At 42.7% G+C, this 19932-nt stretch carries 19 protein-coding genes and 1 riboswitch; of the genes, 8 read left to right on the forward strand and 11 right to left on the reverse strand.

Annotation, left to right across the window (positions count from 1 at the left end):
• Window positions 1-89 precede the first annotated feature (89 nt).
• A riboswitch (M-box (ykoK) riboswitch) is annotated at window positions 90-240 on the reverse strand.
• 57 nt (window positions 241-297) lie between these two features.
• The gene (locus N8L90_RS05815) at window positions 298-1359 is read right to left on the reverse strand and encodes a M24 family metallopeptidase (protein WP_261024580.1); all 1062 of its coding nucleotides are present in this window, start codon (window positions 1357-1359) and stop codon (window positions 298-300) included.
• Window positions 1352-4183, reverse strand: coding sequence for an excinuclease ABC subunit UvrA (uvrA, locus tag N8L90_RS05820; RefSeq protein WP_261024581.1), 2832 nt, complete (start codon window positions 4181-4183; stop codon window positions 1352-1354). The genes N8L90_RS05815 and uvrA overlap by 8 nt, the downstream gene beginning before the upstream one ends.
• A 131-nt stretch (window positions 4184-4314) precedes the next feature.
• Here uvrA and N8L90_RS05825 point away from each other — a divergent pair, with 131 nt between their 5' ends.
• The 4 genes from N8L90_RS05825 to N8L90_RS05840 all read left to right on the forward strand — a co-directional run bounded on the left by N8L90_RS05825 (window position 4315) and on the right by N8L90_RS05840 (window position 7498).
• Complete coding sequence (locus tag N8L90_RS05825) at window positions 4315-5259, forward strand: magnesium transporter CorA family protein (RefSeq protein ID WP_000815623.1); 945 nt, start codon at window positions 4315-4317, stop codon at window positions 5257-5259.
• A gap of 11 nt (window positions 5260-5270) precedes the next feature.
• Window positions 5271-5948, forward strand: coding sequence for a DUF1129 domain-containing protein (locus N8L90_RS05830; RefSeq protein WP_261024582.1), 678 nt, complete (start codon window positions 5271-5273; stop codon window positions 5946-5948).
• A gap of 146 nt (window positions 5949-6094) precedes the next feature.
• Window positions 6095-7129, forward strand: coding sequence for a S66 family peptidase (locus N8L90_RS05835; protein ID WP_261024583.1), 1035 nt, complete (start codon window positions 6095-6097; stop codon window positions 7127-7129).
• Between the two features lie 105 nt (window positions 7130-7234).
• The gene (locus N8L90_RS05840; protein WP_000166114.1) at window positions 7235-7498 is read left to right on the forward strand and encodes a SemiSWEET family transporter; all 264 of its coding nucleotides are present in this window, start codon (window positions 7235-7237) and stop codon (window positions 7496-7498) included.
• A gap of 89 nt (window positions 7499-7587) precedes the next feature.
• On the opposite strand, the gene N8L90_RS05845 is transcribed toward N8L90_RS05840, so the two are convergent.
• From N8L90_RS05845 to mutL, 3 genes are read right to left on the reverse strand one after another with little or no spacing between them, the layout of a single operon-like run.
• The gene (locus tag N8L90_RS05845) at window positions 7588-8151 is read right to left on the reverse strand and encodes a DNA-3-methyladenine glycosylase I (RefSeq protein ID WP_261024584.1); all 564 of its coding nucleotides are present in this window, start codon (window positions 8149-8151) and stop codon (window positions 7588-7590) included.
• Window positions 8152-8160: 9 nt separating this feature from the next.
• Window positions 8161-8754, reverse strand: a complete 594-nt coding sequence (gene ruvA, locus N8L90_RS05850; RefSeq protein WP_023945127.1) for a Holliday junction branch migration protein RuvA — start codon at window positions 8752-8754, stop codon at window positions 8161-8163.
• Window positions 8755-8769: 15 nt separating this feature from the next.
• Window positions 8770-10719 (reverse strand): DNA mismatch repair endonuclease MutL, encoded by a 1950-nt coding sequence (mutL, locus tag N8L90_RS05855; RefSeq protein ID WP_023945129.1) that lies wholly within the window; start codon window positions 10717-10719, stop codon window positions 8770-8772.
• 311 nt (window positions 10720-11030) lie between these two features.
• Between mutL and N8L90_RS05860 the strand changes: the two genes are divergently transcribed.
• From N8L90_RS05860 to N8L90_RS05870, 3 genes are all read left to right on the forward strand, one after another.
• The gene (locus N8L90_RS05860) at window positions 11031-11471 is read left to right on the forward strand and encodes a LytTR family DNA-binding domain-containing protein (RefSeq protein WP_261024588.1); all 441 of its coding nucleotides are present in this window, start codon (window positions 11031-11033) and stop codon (window positions 11469-11471) included.
• Entirely contained in the window at window positions 11468-11926 is a 459-nt protein-coding gene (locus N8L90_RS05865; RefSeq protein ID WP_261024590.1) for a DUF3021 domain-containing protein, read from the forward strand. Before N8L90_RS05860 ends, N8L90_RS05865 begins: the two co-directional genes overlap by 4 nt.
• Before the next feature lie 215 nt (window positions 11927-12141).
• Window positions 12142-13404 carry an NRAMP family divalent metal transporter gene (locus N8L90_RS05870; RefSeq protein WP_000075803.1) on the forward strand — a complete coding sequence of 421 codons (1263 nt, stop codon included), beginning with the start codon at window positions 12142-12144 and terminating at the stop codon, window positions 13402-13404.
• Window positions 13405-13803: 399 nt separating this feature from the next.
• Here N8L90_RS05870 and nrdI read toward each other — a convergent pair whose 3' ends face one another.
• The 5 genes from nrdI to N8L90_RS05895 form a co-directional block, all read right to left on the reverse strand.
• Window positions 13804-14274, reverse strand: coding sequence for a class Ib ribonucleoside-diphosphate reductase assembly flavoprotein NrdI (nrdI, locus tag N8L90_RS05875; RefSeq protein ID WP_261024592.1), 471 nt, complete (start codon window positions 14272-14274; stop codon window positions 13804-13806).
• A gap of 77 nt (window positions 14275-14351) precedes the next feature.
• On the reverse strand, window positions 14352-14885 hold the full coding sequence (locus N8L90_RS05880) for an ABC transporter permease (protein WP_060805931.1): 534 nt from the start codon (window positions 14883-14885) through the stop codon (window positions 14352-14354).
• A gap of 60 nt (window positions 14886-14945) precedes the next feature.
• Window positions 14946-16232 carry a response regulator transcription factor gene (locus N8L90_RS05885; protein WP_261024596.1) on the reverse strand — a complete coding sequence of 429 codons (1287 nt, stop codon included), beginning with the start codon at window positions 16230-16232 and terminating at the stop codon, window positions 14946-14948.
• Window positions 16233-16243: 11 nt separating this feature from the next.
• Window positions 16244-17914 carry a sensor histidine kinase gene (locus N8L90_RS05890; protein ID WP_314725724.1) on the reverse strand — a complete coding sequence of 557 codons (1671 nt, stop codon included), beginning with the start codon at window positions 17912-17914 and terminating at the stop codon, window positions 16244-16246.
• Window positions 17892-18506: a YesL family protein gene (locus tag N8L90_RS05895; protein WP_000532349.1), complete on the reverse strand. Its 615-nt coding sequence runs from the start codon at window positions 18504-18506 to the stop codon at window positions 17892-17894. The genes N8L90_RS05890 and N8L90_RS05895 overlap by 23 nt, the downstream gene beginning before the upstream one ends.
• Window positions 18507-18640: 134 nt before the next feature.
• Here N8L90_RS05895 and N8L90_RS05900 point away from each other — a divergent pair, with 134 nt between their 5' ends.
• Window positions 18641-19210, forward strand: coding sequence for an MptD family putative ECF transporter S component (locus N8L90_RS05900; protein WP_060805928.1), 570 nt, complete (start codon window positions 18641-18643; stop codon window positions 19208-19210).
• Window positions 19211-19239: 29 nt separating this feature from the next.
• Here N8L90_RS05900 and N8L90_RS05905 read toward each other — a convergent pair whose 3' ends face one another.
• Entirely contained in the window at window positions 19240-19932 is a 693-nt protein-coding gene (locus N8L90_RS05905) for a methionine ABC transporter permease (RefSeq protein ID WP_000444647.1), read from the reverse strand.

Below are 19932 nucleotides of genomic sequence, written 5' to 3' on the forward strand. Positions count from 1 at the left end.
GGATGATCGTCAATTTGCATCGTCTATCTCCTTTCTTTGTTTTAAACAGTAGAAAATCCCACCATAAAATGGCAGGATTAAAAAACTAATTATCTGTTTTTCGTTCAAGCTTTAACTCCATAGGGCAATGTAATGAACTTAGTCTTGGCCTTCGCGACCAGGACTGTTGACCAACGAGTAGTGTCTCCACTGCTTTGCGGTAGTCATCCGTATCCCTATGGTAGCCTCACCTACCGTTTTCGTCTTTCAGTATAAACCTTTAAAATTTAAAAGTCAATCATTTGAGTTGTTTAACTCTTAAATAACTATCAACTCTTTTGGAGCAAGGGTCAATAATTCACAACCTGTCTCTGTAATCAGAATATCATCCTCGATACGAACGCCATATTTACCTTCGATATAGATACCTGGTTCATCGGTCAAGGCCATACCTGCCTTAATAGTTTCTGTAGAAGTCTGGCTAAAGTATGGTTCCTCATGGATATCCAGTCCAATACCGTGTCCTATACCGTGGGTAAAGTAGTCGCCATAGCCTGCCTCGATGATAATATCACGAGGAATTTTGTCAAAGTCACGGAAACCTAAGCCAGCCTTAGCCTGATCAATCAAGGCTTGGTTGGCTTTTAGAACTGTATTGTAAATCTCTGCTTGCTCATCTCTGACATGCCCCAAGTAGATAGTTCGTGTCATATCGCTGACATAGTGGTCATAAAGGCAACCGAAATCCATGGTGATAGCCTCTCCTAGTTGTACTGGTTTATGCATAGGATGGGCATGGGGTTTGGAAGAGTTGATTCCGCTAGCTAAGATAGTGTCAAAAGACAAGCCAGATGCTCCCAACTCACGCATGCGGAAGTCAAGGAAGTTGGCAATCTCAATCTCAGTCTTTCCTGGCTTAATAAAGTCAAGCGCATCGCGGAAAGCTTGGTCTGAGATAGAACAAGCCTTACGAATAGCTGCAATCTCCACTTCATCCTTAATCATTCGAAGACCTTCGACAAACTGAGTTTGTGGAAGCAAATCAATTCCCTCAAAGGTTGCCTGCATACGGTGATAATAAGAGACTGAAATCTCATCCTCAAAACCAATTCGAGACAAGCCCATGTCCTTAACAATGCCTGCAATGACAGCTAATTCATCGCGGTCAGCTACAATCTCAAAGCCACTGGTTTCTTGCTTGGCTGCAATGATATAGCGAGAGTCTGTCACCAAGACCTGACGGTCACGGCTGATAAAAACTGTTCCATTTGAACCCCAAAAACCAGTCAAGTAGTAGACGTTTTTAAGGTTATTAATGATGATACCATCTAGTTCTTTTTCTTGCATTTTAGCTAGAAATGCTTGTACGCGTTTATTCATGATGTAATTTTCCTTTCAAATACTGTCCTGTGTAGCTGGCTTGGTTAGCAGCTACTTCTTCTGGAGTTCCTGTTGCGATGATGGTTCCACCACCGACACCGCCCTCAGGTCCCAAGTCAATAATATGGTCTGCCGTCTTAATAACATCTAGATTGTGCTCGATAACAAGGACTGTATTGCCATCGTCAACAAAGCGAGCCAAGACTTTAAGCAAGCGAGCGATATCCTCTGTATGGAGTCCTGTCGTCGGCTCATCCAGAATGTAGAAAGATTTTCCTGTCGATCGTTTGTGGAGTTCACTAGCCAGCTTCATACGCTGGGCTTCTCCTCCAGAAAGGGTGGTAGCTGGTTGCCCTAGCGTTACATATCCCAGTCCCACATCCTTGATGGTCTGGAGTTTACGTTGAATCTTTGGAATGTGCTGGAAGAATTCCACCGCATCGTTGACGGTCATATCCAAGACCTGCGAGATATTTTTTTCCTTGTAGTGGACTTCTAGGGTTTCACTGTTGTAGCGGGTCCCGTGGCAAACTTCACAAGCCACATAAACATCTGGCAAGAAGTGCATCTCAATCTTGATGATCCCATCACCTGAGCAGGCTTCACAGCGACCACCCTTGACGTTGAAACTGAAACGCCCTTTCTTGTAGCCTCGAATCTTGGCTTCGTTTGTCTGGGCAAAGAGGTCACGTATATCGTCAAAAACTCCCGTATAGGTAGCAGGGTTAGACCTCGGCGTTCGTCCGATAGGGCTCTGATCAATATCAATCAAGCGGTCGACATGCTCAATCCCTGTAATCGTCTTGAATTTACCAGGCTTGTCTGAATTACGGTTGAGCTTCTGGGCAATAGCTTTTTTGAGAATGCTATTGATTAGGGTCGATTTTCCTGAACCTGATACACCTGTCACCGCGATGAATTTTCCTAGTGGGAATCGAACAGTAATATTTTGCAAGTTGTTCTCACGCGCTCCTGTCACTTCTATAAAACGACCATTACCGACACGACGCTCTTCTGGTACTGGAATGGCACGTTTGCCTGACAAGTACTGACCTGTGATAGACTTGCTATTGCGAGCAACCTGCTTGGGCGTACCCGCAGCAACAATCTCCCCACCAAAAACACCCGCACCAGGACCAACGTCAATCAGATAATCCGCTTCGCGCATGGTATCTTCATCATGTTCCACCACAATGAGTGTATTACCCAAGTCACGCATCTTTTTGAGACTGGCAATAAGACGGTCATTGTCCCTCTGGTGAAGACCAATTGACGGCTCATCTAGGATATAGAGGACACCTGATAGGTTAGAACCAATCTGGGTTGCCAAGCGAATACGCTGACTTTCCCCACCTGAAAGGGTTCCTGCCGAACGAGACAGGGTCAGATAGTTAAGACCCACGTTATTAAGGAAGGTCAAACGATCCTTGATTTCCTTGAGAATAGGACGAGCAATGATGGCTTCATTTTCAGATAAGGTTAGCTGACTCACCAATTCCAAGTGATCTGCAATAGACAGGTCTGAAATTTCTCCGATATGTGGCCCTTGCTCACCACCCACGCGGACAGATAAGGCCTGGTCATTGAGGCGATAACCATGACAAGTTCCGCAGGTCAGCTCATTCATGTAGAGGCGCATCTGGGTGCGAGTGTAGTCGCTGTTTGTCTCGTGATAGCGACGCTTGATATTATTGACAACTCCCTCAAAAGGAATGTCAATATCACGCACACCGCCAAATTCATTCTCATAGTGGAAATGGAATTCCTTGCCATCTGAGCCGTAGAGAATCAAGTTTTTGTCTTCTTCTGACAAGTCCTCAAAAGGCTTATCCATATCCACTCCAAAGGCCGTCATAGCCTGCTCTAGCATGTTTGGATAGTAGTTGGATGAGATAGGATTCCAAGGTGCTAGCGCTCCCTCACGTAGCGTTTTGCTGGCATCTGGCACTACTAGGTCGATATCCACCTCCAGCTTGATGCCCAAGCCGTCACATTCACTACAAGAACCAAAAGGTGCATTGAAAGAGAAGAGACGTGGCTCTAACTCTGGAACAGTAAATCCACAAACTGGGCAGGCATAATGCTCAGAGAAGAGCAACTCAGAGTCGTCCATAGTGTCGATAATGACATAACCTTCTGCAATACGAAGGGCAGCCTCAATGGAATCAAAGAGACGACTACGGATACCCTCCTTGATAACAATACGGTCAACCACGACATCAATATTGTGTTGCTTGCTCTTGGACAACTCTGGCACTTCGGTCACATCATAGACTTCCCCATCCACACGAACACGAACATACCCATCTTTCTGAATCTTTTCAACAACGCTCTTGTGCTGTCCTTTTTTCTTACGGATGACTGGGGCTAAGATTTGCAGGCGCTGGCGTTCTGGCAACTCTAAGACCTTATCCACGATTTGCTCCACAGAAGAAGCTTTAATAGCCCCGTGTCCGTTGATACAGTAAGGCGTCCCCACACGCGCGTAGAGGAGACGCAGATAGTCATTGATTTCAGTCGTTGTTCCCACCGTCGAGCGAGGGTTTTTGCTAGTCGTTTTCTGGTCGATGGAAATAGCTGGACTGAGACCATCAATGGCATCTACATCAGGCTTCTCCATATTTCCCAAAAACTGACGGGCATAGGCTGACAAACTCTCCACATAGCGACGTTGTCCCTCCGCATAGAGGGTATCAAAGGCCAGACTGGATTTCCCTGAACCTGACAAGCCTGTCACGACAACCAGCTTGTCACGTGGAATCTCCACATCAATATTTTTTAAATTATGGGCACGCGCCCCATGAATGACAATTTTATCTTGCATCTTTGTTCTTTCTAGTCCATTATTGCTTACCATTATACCAAAAAAAGTGAGATTCTATTACCCAAAAGGCCGATTTTGTAGTATAATAGTACGGTGTGAAAAAATCTGAAAAATGAGAAAGGATAAGGGATATGAAACAAGTTTTTCTCTCTACAACAACTGAATTTAAAGAGATCGATACGCTTGAACCGGGTACTTGGATCAATCTCGTCAATCCGACTCAAAATGAATCACTCGAAATCGCTAACGCCTTCGATATTGATATTGCCGACCTCCGAGCACCGCTCGATGCGGAAGAAATGTCTCGTATTACGATTGAAGACGAGTATACCCTGATTATCGTAGACGTGCCGGTCACAGAAGAAAGAAATAATCGCACCTACTATGTAACCATCCCGCTTGGTATTATCATCACAGAGGAAACCATTATCACTACGTGTTTGGAACCATTACCGGTCCTCGATGTCTTTATCAACCGTCGATTGCGTAATTTCTACACGTTCATGCGTTCGCGTTTTATCTTCCAGATTCTCTATCGCAATGCAGAGCTTTACCTAACAGCCCTTCGTTCAATCGACCGTAAGAGTGAGCAAATCGAAAGTCAACTGCATCAATCAACTCGTAATGAAGAATTGATTGAGCTCATGGAATTGGAAAAAACCATCGTCTATTTCAAGGCTTCCCTCAAAACAAATGAGCGTGTGATTAAGAAATTGACCAGCTCAACCAGCAATATCAAGAAATACCTTGAGGACGAAGACCTGCTTGAAGATACCCTGATTGAAACCCAGCAGGCCATCGAGATGGCAGACATTTATGGAAACGTCTTACATTCTATGACAGAGACCTTCGCCTCTATCATTTCTAACAACCAGAACAACATCATGAAAACCTTGGCCCTTGTGACCATCGTTATGTCCATCCCAACCATGGTCTTTTCTGCCTACGGGATGAACTTTAAGGATAATGAAATCCCCCTAAACGGAGAGCCAAATGCTTTCTGGTTAATCGTCTTTATCGCCTTTGCTATGAGTGTCTCGCTCACTCTCTATCTCATCCATAAAAAATGGTTCTAAGAGGAGTTCCTATGTCTCAGATTGATCTACAAAAATTAACAAAGAAAAACCAAGAATTTGTCCACATCGCTACCCAACAATTCATCAAAGATGGGAAAACAGACGCTGAAATCAAGGCTATTTTTGAGGAAGTCATTCCTCAAATTCTTGAAGAGCAAGCCAAGGGTACGACTGCTCGTTCCCTCTATGGCGCACCGACCCATTGGGCTCATAGTTTCACTGTCAAGGAACAATATGAAAAAGAGCATCCAAAAGAAAATGATGATCCAAAACTCATGATTATGGACTCAGCTCTTTTCATCACTAGCCTCTTTGCCCTCGTCAGCGCCCTCACAACCTTCTTCTCAGCAGATCAAGCTATCGGTTACGGTTTGATTACCCTCCTATTAGTTGGACTGGTTGGGGGATTTGCCTTCTACTTGATGTACTACTTTGTTTACCAATACTATGGACCAGATATGGATCGCAGTCAACGCCCACCTTTCTGGAAATCTGTACTGGTTATCCTAGCTTCTATGTTCCTTTGGTTGCTTGTCTTCTTTGCAACAAGCTTCCTACCAGCTAGCCTTAACCCAGTACTTGCTCCAGTGCCACTGGCTATTATCGGAGCAGCCCTCCTAGCCCTTCGCTTCTATCTCAAGAAACGCTTGAATATCCGTAGCGCAAGCGCAGGACCAACACGCTATTAAGAATAAGAAAACGATAAAAGCAACTGCAGGCGCGGTTGCTTTTTCACTTACTTTTTTGATTTTAAAGTATTCTTCTGACATCTCACATAGCTTTCTCTTATCTTTTGTGATAAAATAGGCTCAATCTATTTCTAGGAGGAAGAAATATGGTTTCTACTATTGGTATTGTTAGTTTATCTAGTGGCATTATCGGAGAGGACTTTGTCAAACACGAAGTGGACTTGGGTGTCCAACGTCTCAAGGACCTGGGACTCAATCCTATCTTTTTGCCCCATTCGCTAAATGGATTAGACTTTATCAAGAACCATCCTGAAGCGCGTGCGGAGGATTTGATGCAGGCCTTTTCGGACGATAGCATCGACATGATCCTATGCGCCATCGGTGGGGATGATACCTATCGTTTGTTGCCCTACCTTTTTGAAAATGACCAACTACAAAAGGTTATCAAACAAAAGATTTTTCTTGGCTTCTCAGATACAACCATGAACCATCTCATGTTGCATAAACTAGGTGTTAAAACTTTTTATGGGCAATCCTTTTTAGCGGACATTTGTGAATTGGACAAGGAAGTGCTGACCTATAGCCTCCACTACTTTAAAGAATTGATTGAGACGGGAAGAATCTCAGAAATCCGCCCTAGCAATGTTTGGTATGAGGAAAGGACTGACTTCAGTCCCAAGGCTCTGGGGACACCTCGTGTCAGTCATGCAAATATCGGTTTTGAGTTGTTGCAAGGAAATGCCCAGTTTGAGGGAAAAATCCTCGGTGGTTGCCTCGAATCCCTCTACGATATCTTTGACAACTCTCGATACACAGATAGCACGGAGCTCTGCCAAAAATATAAACTTTTCCCTGACTTGTCAGACTGGGAAGGAAAAATCCTCTTGCTAGAAACAAGCGAAGAAAAGCCTGAGCCGGAAGACTTCAAAAAGATGTTACGGACTTTAAAGGACAATGGTATATTCGAGGTAATCAGTGGACTCTTGGTCGGAAAACCTATGGATGAAACTTTCTATGACGACTATAAAGAGGCACTATTGGATATCATTGATAGCAATATCCCGATTGTCTATAATTTGAATGTCGGCCACGCAACTCCAAGAGCAATTGTCCCCTTCGGAGTTCACGCCTATGTAGATGCAAAGGAGCAAATCATTCGCTTTGACTATAACAAAAAATAAATAGTTTCTCTATTTTTGTGCTTTTGTATTCGTTTTCGTTACAATTTGTATCTGAATTTATTGCATTTCGCTAATTTCTATGATATCCTTTTGAAGGAGGTGTATATGACAAAACAAAAAATTAATCGAATCGTAGGTTCTATTGGTGCCTTTATTGGAATTATAGTATTTATTGCCTACATACCTCAAATTATCGCTAATTTACAGGGAAATAAAGCTCAACCATTTCAACCTTTATCAGCTGCTATATCTTGCTTAATCTGGGTTATTTATGGATGGACAAAGGAACCTAAGAAGGATTGGATACTAATCATTCCAAATTCAGCTGGTGTTATTTTAGGTGGAATCACTTTTTTGACTTCACTCTAACAAATCTAATAGTATATATAAAAAGCTGGGAAAAGTTTCTCAGCTTTTTTCTATATTCTATTCTCAGATATGCGAGTTACCTGTACACACTAATGACCGCTTTTCCACTCACAATCGTTCTCATGGTCATCAACCAGGCCTGCTGCTTGTAAAAAAGACAAGACGGCGACTGGGCCTGTGAACTTGAAGCCTCGTTTTTTGAAATCTTTAGCTAATTTCTCAGACAAAGGTGTTTTAGCTGGGGCTTGGCGATAATCAGGAATATCGTTAACGACAGTTTTCCCCTCAACAAAAGACCAAAGATAGGCATCAAAAGAGGCATATTCTGCCTGTAGTCGTAGAAAGGCTTGGGCGTTAGCGCGTGTAGCAAAAATCTTGGCTCTATTTCGGATGATGGCTGAATTATCCAGCAAAGCTTCCAATTCGGTGTCAGTCATCTCTGCGACCACTTGAATTTGATAGCCATGAAATGCTTCTCGGAAAGCTTGACGTTTGTTTAGTACCGTTTCCCAAGACAGGCCTGCCTGATAGGTTTCCATACACAACAACTCAAACAATGCTTGGTCATCATGGAGGGGCTGCCCCCACTCCTCATCATGATAGGCAATGTAGAGCTGATTGGTCATCTTGACCCACGAACAACGTTTTGTCATGCTCTGCTCCTATTTGACCAACATTTTAAGGGCCGACTTGATATAGTTCTCAGCTGTATCTGTCGTTCCTTCGAAGAATTTCTTGATTTTCTTGAGTTCGGTCGCCTTGTAGCCCAGAGCTAGCATGGCTTCCATAGCTTCTTCCAGTTCTTTGTTTTCAGCGCTTGCTTGCACTGCCACCTTAGCAGGAAGGTCATCTCCTGCAACTACTACCTTGCCTTCCAAGTCCAACACCATCTGCTGGGCTGTTTTCTTACCAATTTTAGGGAACTTAGTCAAGTAGGTGATGTTCTTGGTTTCAATGGCTTGAACCAAGCCAGCATTGTCATCAGCAGCGATAATAGCAAGGGCTGATACAGGACCAATCCCAGAGACCGAAATCAGACTGAGAAAGAGCTTTTTCTCGTCTTCTGAGCGAAATCCATAAAGCAGATGGGCATCCTCACGCACAACCTGATGCACATAAATTTGAGCTTCTTGATTGACCTGTCCTGAGTAGGCATAAGGATTGGCCACATGCAGGATATAACCGATACCGTTGGTTTCAAGAACAATGTATTTAGCAGTGATTTTGGTAATGATTCCTTTTAGATATTCGTACATAGTTTTCCTTTTAGTTTAATATTTCCCCAACTCACGGAGACTGGTGTGATTTTCCTGAATACGTCGGAACATCTTTTCCATATCCGACTTGGTAAAATGCACCAAAACAGGACGTCCGTGGGGACAGTTATAGGGATTGTCACATTGAGAGAGCTGATAAAGGAGCTGTCTAGCTGAATGGTCATCGATACGATGGTTGGCCTTTATAGACCGCTTGCAAGACATCATGATAGCCAGCTCTGCCCGGTATTTCTTGATAGAAACTTCCTTGGTTAAAAGGAGCATGTCGCACATTTCATAGATGCCTGATTCAATCTCTTCTTCTGCCATCCAAATAGGATGTTCACGTAAGATAAATTGATTTTCTCCGTACTCTGCTAGAAAGACGCCCACTTCCTCTAAGAGAGGCATTCTTTCCTTGAGACGAAGGGCATCATCCGCTGGAAATTCAAAGATATAGGGCACTAGGAGTTGCTGTTGACTTTGGTCAACATTGCCAATGCTTTCACGGTACTCTTCGTACTTAACCCGTTCCTGAGCCGCATGTTGGTCTATGATATAGAGCCCATCTCGTCCTTGGGCAAAGAGATAAGTCCCGTGCATTTGCCCGAAAAATTCCAACTCTGGGAAGCTGGATGATTCTTCTCGCTCCAGCTTATCATAGACTTTATCCAGACTGGCTAGGTCTAACTCCGGATGGTCTAATTGGTCATAGTTAGCAGGCTTTCTCTCTGCAAAATGCAGTTTTGCTGGCTTGGTCAGCTGATCCAAGGTTTCCTTGGCAAATAAAGTTAAATCCTGTCCTTCATCAGTCAATTCTACCTGATAATCAGCTACTTCAGCTTGACTAGGTCTTGTCGGCTCAGTTTTCTCATAGTAGAGCGTATTTTCTTTGAGTGGGAGAATAGTTTGCTCCACCTTCTCACGATTGCGCACAGTCGATTTGGCAAGATTTTCCAAGGCATCTGGTATCAAGGTTTGTTCCTTGAGACTGTTTGCAATAGCTTCTGAAACCAAGGCCATCAATTCTTTTTCCTTGGAAATCCGCACCTCTTGCTTGGTTGGATGCACATTGACATCCGCTAGATAAGGGTCGATATGAATATGAATGACAGCCAGTGGAAAACGGCCTACCATGAGCTTACTACCATAGCCGTCAAGAATAGCACGATTGAGTAAAAAGTTCTTGATATAACGGCCATTGATGAAGAGACTGATATAGTTGCGGTTGGCTCTAGTTAACTCAGGCAAGGACACAAAACCTGAAATTTCGAAATCAAGGTCAGAATTCTCAATTTCAATCATCTTCTTGGCACTCGCCAAACCGTAAATCCCTGCAATAGCTTGACGCAGTTGACCAGTCCCAGCTGTCCGCGTCATTTCCTTGCCATCACTAATCAAACTGAAGGAAATCTCAGGATGGGCCAAGCCCAAACGGTTAACAATATCAATGATATGAGACAGCTCTGCTTGCTGGCTCTTCATATACTTGAGACGGGCAGGCGTGTTGAAAAAAAGGTCCTCCACACAAACCTTGGTTCCCACAGGACTAGTCGCTGGGATGACTTCCTCAACTTCACCCCCACGCGCAACGAGCTTGGTTCCATGACTCGCACCATCCACAGCTGTCAACAGAGTCAAGACACTGACAGACGCGATAGAAGGAAGGGCTTCACCACGAAAACCAAGCGTCCGAATCCGAAAGAGGTCTGCTTGATTTTTTATCTTACTGGTCGCATGACGACGCAGGGCCAATTCCACCTCATCGTGGGCAATTCCATGACCATTATCTGTGATTTGAATTTTCTTGAGACCAGCTTCCTCAATCTCAATGATAATCTGACTAGAACCCGCGTCAATGGCATTTTCTACCAGCTCCTTAACAACGCTAGCTGGACGCTCGATAACCTCTCCAGCTGCAATCTGGTTTGCCAGCACCTCTGGCAATTCAATAATATGAGACATCTTTCAGCCCCTTTCTGTATCTGTTTTCCTAGAAATTGATTAGTGCTATTATACCATATTTCAGATAGGACAGAAAAGCTAGCACCACATAGAAGCCAAATCCCTCCACATAGACAAAGTCCCTTGCCAGGGGGCATAAAATAGTGGTATACTCAATAAAAATCAAAGAGCAAACTAGAAAGCTAGGCGCAGACAGTACTTTAGTACGGCAAGACGACGCTGACGTGGTTTGAATTTGATTTTTGAAGAGTATTAATAAAGACGTACAAGAAGTGAGATTAATTTTGTATGAAAAACAAGGAGAGAAATTTATGAAAGTAGAACTACAGATTAGTGAAACTTACGAAGAGGAAAAGCTGATTGTTCAAGCACCTCAGCCGACAGATAAAATCCAGAAAGTCATCGAGTTCGCAGAAAATCTGGATCTAACAGAAAAAATCAAAGGGAAAATCAATAATCAGGTCTATCTAGTCGAGATTGTCAAGATTCAACGATTCTATATCGAGAATCGGAAGGTTCTAGCAGAAACCGCGAGTCAGACCTACAGCATTGATTTGCGACTCTATCAGGTCCTTGAACTCTTGCCAACCAATTTTATCCAAATTTCCCAATCAGAAATCATCAATATCAACTCCATCTCTCATCTCAACCTCACCCCCAACGGCCTAGTAGAAATTTTCTTGAAAAACGAAAGCTTCACCTACTCTTCACGCCGTTATCTAAAAACCATCAAGGAGAAATTAGAACTATGAAAAAACAAATCTTCCACGACGCAGCTACTGGTGTTCTTATCGGCCTCATCCTCTCTATCATCTTTTCACTCATTTATGCACCAAGTACCTACGCCCCGTTAAGTCCCGACTCTCTCATCGGCCAAGTGATGGCTCAACATCAGGTTCACGGTGCCCTGGTCTTGCTCTACTGTACTCTTATCTGGGCAGCCATCGGTATGCTCTTCAACTTTGGCAAGCGATTATTCAGCCGTGACTGGAGCATGCTTCGTGCGACGCTTTCCCATTTCTTCCTCATGCTAGTAGGCTTTATCCCACTAGCAACTCTAGCAGGTTGGTTCCCCTTCCACTGGATCTTCTATCTCCAGCTCATTATCGAGTTTGCGATTGTTTACCTCATCATTTGGGCTATTTCCTATAAAAGAGCATCAAAAAAAGTGGACCATATCAATCAACTCTTGGAGCATAGAAAGTAAGAAACTCATAATAAGCAAATCCGAGAAAGAAACTTCTCGGTTTTTCTTTATCCTGCTGCACCGTTCTATCATAGTAGTTATTTTCAGATCTTCTTTGTGAATTTTCTGTAATTTTCTATCTTTTTTCAAAATATTCTTGCATTTTCCCAAAATTTTTTGTAGAATATAGATTACATATCCAGATTATTCTGAAAATTCAAAAAGGAGCATCTATCATGTCACAAGCTATTTCGTTAAATCAATCAACCTGGACAAGTAAACTAAAAGCAATGGGACCTGGAATCCTAATGGCTTCTGCTGCTGTTGGAGGTTCTCACATTGTATCTTCCACTCAAGCTGGTGGCTCTTACGGTTGGTCTCTACTTCTATTGGTCATCTTAGCCAATGTCTTTAAATATCCATTTTTCCGTTTTGGTGCTGAATACACAGCTGATACTGGAAAGACTTTGGTTGAAGGTTATGCCGAAAAAGGAAAACTCTATCTCTGGATTTTCTTTATCCTAAATGTCTTTTCGGCCATGGTCAACACAGCTGGTGTCGCCATTCTGTGCTCAGCTATCATCGCCAGCGCCTTCCCAATGATCGGTCTTAGCATCACTCAGTGGTCCCTCATTCTCGTTGCAATCATTTGGGCTATGTTACTCTTTGGAGGCTACAAACTCTTAGACGGCATGGCAAAATGGATCATGTCAGCTTTGACCATTGCAACTGTTCTTGCAGTTATCATCGCGGCGGTCAAGCATCCAGAATACAGTTCTGATTTTGTCGAGAAAACACCTTGGCAAATGGCAGCTCTACCCTTCATCGTTTCCCTCTTAGGGTGGATGCCGGCTCCTATTGAAATTTCAGCCATCAACTCACTTTGGTCTGCTGAAAAGAAAAAGACCGTCAACTTTAACACAGAGGACGCTCTATTCGACTTTAACGTTGGGTATATTGGAACAGCTATCCTAGCTGTGTTCTTTGTAGCACTGGGAGCATTGATTCAATATCCTACAGGGCAAGCAGTTGAAGCCGCTTCAGCCAAATACATCTCTCAATTCGTGGGCATGTATGCCTCTGTTCTTGGCGAATGGTCCCGTTACTTGATTACCTTTATTGCCTTCCTGTGTATCTTTGGAACAGTTATTACTGTTATCGATGGTTACTCTCGTGTCAATCAGGAATCTCTCCGACTGCTAATCAGTCAAAAAGAAGACAGTAGTAAATCTTTGAATATCTGGATGACCATCACTGCTATCATCGGTATCGTCATTATCAAGTTCTTCGCTGGTCAGGTTTCAACCATGCTCCGCTTTGCCATGATTGGTTCTTTCCTGACAACACCATTCTTCGCTCTTTTGAACTACGCCTTGGTAACGCGTGAAAACAAAAATCTTCCTTCTTGGCTCAAACACCTTGCCATTGCAGGATTGATTTTCCTCTTTGGCTTCGCCATCTTCTTTATCTACGCACTCGCAATCGGAAAAGCAGGATAATCGACAAAGCGCGAGATGAAGATAATACTCTTCGTAAATCAAATTCAAACCACGTCAACGTCGCCTTGCCGTACTCAAGTACAGCCTGCGGCTAGTTTCCTAGTTTGCTCTTTGATTTTCATTGAGTATAAGGTTTCATTTCAAGAGAAAATTCAGTAAATATTTCTATGATAAAAAGCATAAGAACAAGGTTTTGAAGACCTGAACTTATGCTTTTTTACGTTCTCAAAGACTGTTTATACTCAAAAAACAGTTGAACAACTTCAACCACCTCTTATAAGAACTTTATACTATTCGAAAATCTCTTCAAACCACGTCAGCTCTATCTGCAACCTCAAAGCTGTGCTTTGAGCAACCTGCGACTAGCTTCCTAGTTTGCTCTTTGATTTTCATTGAGTATTAATTCTCCCTTTCCAACTCATACAAATCTGCGATAATCGCTGCGACACGTTTGATATCTTCCAGCATGCCTCGCATTTCAAAGTCAGCCAAGACAGGGAAACCAAAACGTTGACTGTATTGCTTGGCTGTCAGGCAGTATTGGTTATTAAAGTTACGATTTCCTGAGCCAACCACGCCAAAACACTTACTAGCATTGTCACCATAGGCGATAAAATCCCCCACTGGTGTCGTCAAAATCTCTACATCTCCATTATCCATGCCATTCCCACCTTCAAGGTAGGTCGGTAGAAAGGCGACGTAAGGGTGGTCCATTTCATAGAAATCGTGACCTTCCTTGACCAAATCCTTGATATGAATCTTTTGAACCTCTATTCCCTCGTACTGGGACAAGAGATAGTCTTTCAAACGCGTCACAAAACTCTCAGTATTGCCACTCAAACTAATATAAACTAAAGAAATTGTCTTCATATTTTCCTCCATGATTTTATTTTTAATCGAAAAAGAACTACCAAGATTGTAACTTGATAGCTCTTTTTTGTCAATACTTAAGCAACTTCTTCTGTTTCCTCTTCTTCAGCCAAGGCTTTCTGTTGTCGCCACATCTTATAGAAGACAAGAGCTAGGAAGAGAATATTAATGACGATATAGAAAATGCTGACAGCTTTTGAACCAATACTCATTGTCAAACGCATGGTCTCATCTTGAACCAACTGCACAGCGTCCTGTAAACCAACATAGCCATAAATCGAACCGATAATAGCTAACAAAACATAGCCAACGTAAGTATAGTTTGCATATTGCAAATTCTTACGAATAAGGAAGACAATCGCTACGACCACTAAAATAGCAGATAGCACAATCAAGGCCATATTAAAAATAGAATGATACGCTTCTGCTACTCCATAGTTGTAATTAAGCTGGTCTTCTAATTGCTGAGCACTGACCCCTGCAACTTGTTTCTGAGCGGCACGAAGAGCTTCTTTGCTAGGTAAGGGACTCAACATTCCAAACAGAGACATAGCTGAAATAAGAGCAGACAAGATTAGCAAGACCCATAGATAAATCGGTTTCTTTTTCATGATAGAACCTCCTGATATTATTATTTATATTATAGCACCTTTTGTAAGGGAATACAAGTCTTATAGTATCGTTTCTACCTGTTTTCGGTAGGCTTTTGGTGATTTTCCGCACAATTTTCGGAACACTTTATAGAAATATCCAACATTACTGTAACCAACAGCATAACAAATATCTTCGATACTGTCACTAGTTGAAAGCAAGAGCTGCTGGGCAGCCTTAATGCGTTGTTTGTTTAGTAATTCTGCGAAGGTCGAATTGGTTTCTCGCTTAATCAACTGACCTAGATAGACAGGATTGATAAAGAGATCTTTACTGATATCCTTGAGGGAAAGTTCTTTCTGATAATCACGCCCAATCACTTCCAGCACACTGACCACATTTTCATTCATACGATATTGCCCAAAGAAGCGAGTCAGAGTTTCCTTGATATAAGGAACCAATTCATCGAAGGATTGAATAGCATGAATAGTTTTGACAATATCCGTCATATCATCAGCTTTGAGATGTTCAAACAAGTGGAAAACATCCATGACAAACTGGATAAAAAGCTGTTTGGTAATCGGAACACGGGGTGTATTTTCAAGAACTACCTTCTCCAAGAGATTTAACTCTTCTACGATTTGATTGAGATTTCCCTGAATGATAACCCGATAAATCGGTTCATAGTAGGCAAAAAGGCTCTCCGACTGCTGTAGATTTACAGAGCCGTAAAAGAGGGCTTTCTCAGCATTCAGCTTCCAACGTTCAAAGTGTTCTTGATAAGGGGCTTCAAAGGGAGTAACGACTAAACCATCTAGGGGTTGGTCAGAAATGAAAATCTGCCAGTCTTGCCCCAAGACATAGTAGGGAATGGTGAAGGAACCTTGTTTTTCCTTGGATAGGCCTATCCACCAGTTCTCCTTACCTCCTAGATAACTAACAAATCCAGCCTCATCTAACTCTTGACTGAGAGTCTGACTTTTCTTTCCTCTCTCGCTAAGCTGACCTGCAATCTTCTCCAGCAGATTTCCCAGCTCTACCTTATCAACAGGCTTGACCAGATAGTCCACAACACTAAGGTTCATGGCTCTTTTTACGTAATCAAACTCCTGATAACCCGAGAGCAAGATATAGGCAGCATCTGGTAACATCTCTTTCATTTCCTTAATCATCTCAAGCCCTGTCTTATCTGGCATATTGACATCGGAAATGACCACATTAACAGGATTTTCCTGAACATATTCTAGAGCTTCATCGGCATGACTGGCTGTTGCGACGACCTCCATATCCCACTTATCAAAGGGAATCAAACGCTTCAGACCTTCTGTCACCATGTACTCATCATCTACTAATAATACTTTATACATTTTCTCCCTTTCTACTCATCTTGAATGGTAATACGATACTGAACACCTGCTTGCTCCGCAGATTCTACACTAATGGCATAGCGATCCCCAAAATAGAGCACAAAACGCTCGTGTACATTGACAATCCCGATGGACTGCCTTTGGGCCCTATAGCTGGCTTGGTGTTCAAAATGTCTCTGACTTAGTTTTTCTCGGAGATTTGCCAGTTTTTCTGCCGTCATTCCACGGCCATTATCGACCACCAAAATTTCTACAAAGCCATCCTGTTTGAGAACCTTGATGCTAATCACATTATCTGTCCGTCTGTGGTCAACACCATGCGCAAAATAGTTTTCTACTAACGGTTGTAAGGTGAACTTAGGAATCTTCATATTCTCTAACTCTGGATCTATCTTGAAACCATAGGCAATAGACTTAGGATAGCGAACCATGCAGAGATAACTGTATTTACGGCAAAATTCCAATTCCTGTTTGAGAAGGGTTTCTCTTTCGTCAGAAATATTGTTACGCAAGAGACTACTGAACTCATAAATGATATCTGCCAACTCATCTTGACTCTGCATAACTGCGTACATACGCAAAAACTCCAGCGTATTATACATAAAATGAGGATTGATTTGAGCCTGCAGGGCTCGCATATTGGCATCTTTCTGACTAAGCTCTAGCTGATAAATATCATGGATATTCTTTTCCAAACGATCCAACATATCATTAGTGGTCTCTGCGATTAAGAGCAATTCCTGGTCCTTTTCAAGTGTGTCAATACGAAGACCTTCCTCCCCTTGGGCAATAGCCTGGATGGAATCCACCAAATCCACTACCTGCTTTTGATAGTTGGCAAAGGTCTGCCTCAAAGTCAGATAGAGAATGACAATAAAGAGAAGGCTCAAGCCTACAATCAAAGCAGAGCTAGTCACTGTTCCTTGCAAAACAAAGTTTTTGGGAACTGCCACCTGAACCTGATAGCCATGAGAGGTCACACCAACAAACCAATTCTCATGCTCCCTATTGACCCTCTCACCAATATGAAAAATCTCCGTATCAAAAGGCGATGTCACAGTCACAGCCATCGGGATATGACCTCGGGTATTGTCTACAGCATGGTATAAGATTTCTGGATCCAAGGAAATATAAACAACCCCTATAGATTGATCCGTCGCTGGGTCTAAAATAGGCACTCCAAAACTATTGGCCTCTGGTTTAAAGTCTTCCGCAAGTACCGAATGACCGCCTCTCTCATTTCTGCTCGAAACATAAACTTCTTTAAAGTCCTGCAAGACGATTGCAACATCCGTTATATAGTCATTTTGGACATAAAGATCATCGATATTTTCATACAGAGAAATAGAAGTTGACGAAGCTGCTTGATGCTCCAACAGCCAATAAAAATACTCAGAAGTTGACAGGCTAAAGTACTTATAAACCCCTTGTATACGGTCTTGATTGGCTACTAAATCTTGCGCTAGCTGGGCTGACTCGCGATAATAATATTCCACCTCTTCGACTGTTCGAGTGGTTACACGCTGGGCTACTCTTTGAGCTTCCTTTTCCCGTGAATCCCAGTCAGCGTAAGAGAGTAAGATTGCAAAACTCGCAATAATAATCATCATAACTGAACTGTAGGTTCTTAGAAGCGTATGTAGCCAAAACTGCTTCATTCTATTTTGTCGCCAATTTTTCATGGATACTTTCATAGACCGGTTCCAACATATCACTGATAAAGAAATGCCACATCCCAATTCCTACAAAGAAAAGTAGGGCAGGCATATAGTAACCAATTGCCACAAGTAGCACAGTTCCAAGGAGAACCTTGGCCACAGCTGCTAGACTCATAAAGATGCCAATCAAGGATAGTTTGAGACTATTTCGATAGGACAAGTCAAAATAAACTTGTAATTTCAAAGATACTGTATAAGCCAAAAACAGCAGGGCAACTACTAGAACATTCAAAAAGGTCGCAATCAAATGAATAATAGTCTGATGAGGCAATTGCACCAAGAGATACAGGCCATAGACCAAAACTAGATCCACCCCTAAAAAGCTATAGAAAATCAGGTTGCTTGAGACGAAATTTTGCTTATAAAGAGACCACGCCTCCTTCAAACTGTATTCCCGAAAGCTATAACCATGTTCTGCATATAGGCTCATCAAGGTGGCACTAGCCGGCGCTAGACCAAGGATAATCCCTCCTGCTAAAGTTAATAGCCAAAAGAAGGCTGTCGCAATCATCCCTAAAAAGAAACGATTAAAGACAAAGTCTAAAAATCTCCCCATGATATCCTCCTAAAAATAACTATGAAACTATTATATCATATTTCAAGCGTTTTCAAAAAATTCTAGTGCCCATTTACAATCCCATCAAACCGTGATACAATGAGAATTGTGAAAAAATGATCAGGAGACAATTCATGAAGAAATCTATCTTAACTACACTGCTTTTTGCAATTCTTTACTTCCTCTGCATGGGGATTGGTGTCCTTTTGGGCAACCTCTTTGACCAAACTGGAAACATGTTTTATGCGCCTGCCTTTACTGCCCTTGTCGGCGGTAGCGTCTATATGATTCTGGTCGCAAAAGTTCCGCGCTTTGGAGCCATTACCACTATCGGCCTTGTTATTGCTCTCTTTTTCTTGGGGACTAAACACGGTGCCGGTGCCTTCCTTCCTGGAATTATCTGTGGTCTGCTAGCAGATGCAGTAGCTAACCTAGGAAAATACAAAGACCAAACAAAGAATTTCCTTTCTTTCCTTATTTTTGCCTTTAGTACATCAGGACCAATCTTGCTTATGTGGATTACGCCCAAAGCCTATATGGCTACCCTTCTGGCAAGAGGAAAATCGCAAGAATATATCGACCGTATCATGGTTGCGCCAAATCCTGGAACCATCCTTCTATTTGTTGCAAGTGTAGTCATCGGAGCCCTATTGGGTGCCTTAATTGGACAAGCCTTGAGTAAAAAATTTGCGCAGAAAATCTAGTCAATAAAAAAGAGCCAAACGGCTCTTTTTTATTTATGGCTCAATTTCTTGGTCAAGAAATCTCCCAAGAATTGGATTGCAAAGATAATCAAAATGATAATGATGGTTGCCAAGATGGTCACATCGTGATTGTAGCGATTAAATCCATAAGCGATGGCTACGTTACCAATACCACCAGCTCCAACCGCTCCGGCCATGGCTGTTTCACCAACAAGTGAAATCAAGGTCACAGTCGTCACACGGATCAAATCTGGAAGACCTTCGGATAGGTAAACACCTACGATATCCCAGAATGTCGCTCCACTCGCTTGAGCCGCCTCAATGACACCGCCATCCAGTTCAGCTAAGACAACCTGCACCTGACGAGCAAAGAAGGCAAAGACCGCAAAAGATAGGGGTACAATAGCCGCATTTGGCCCGATACTTGTCCCTACGATTAGGTGTGAGAAGGGTGACAAGACTGCCAAGAGAATGATAAATGGCACCGCACGGAAAATAGAGGTGATCTTATCCAAAATCCAGAAAACGACCTTATTTTCCAAGACACCACCTGGCGCAGTCAAGACAAGGAAGAGACCTGCCACTAACCCCAAGAAACCTCCGATGATGAAGGAAAGAACTGTCATATAGAGGGTTAGGTAGATGGCTGTTCCCCAGCCTGCTTGACCAGCCCAGCCCATTTTATAAACATTTGGTAAATAGGTTTGAATCAATGATTCCAT

Origin of the sequence: Streptococcus mitis (genome assembly GCF_946190115.1) — a bacterium.
In the GTDB taxonomy this organism is placed as follows: Bacteria; Bacillota; Bacilli; order Lactobacillales; family Streptococcaceae; genus Streptococcus; species Streptococcus mitis_CO.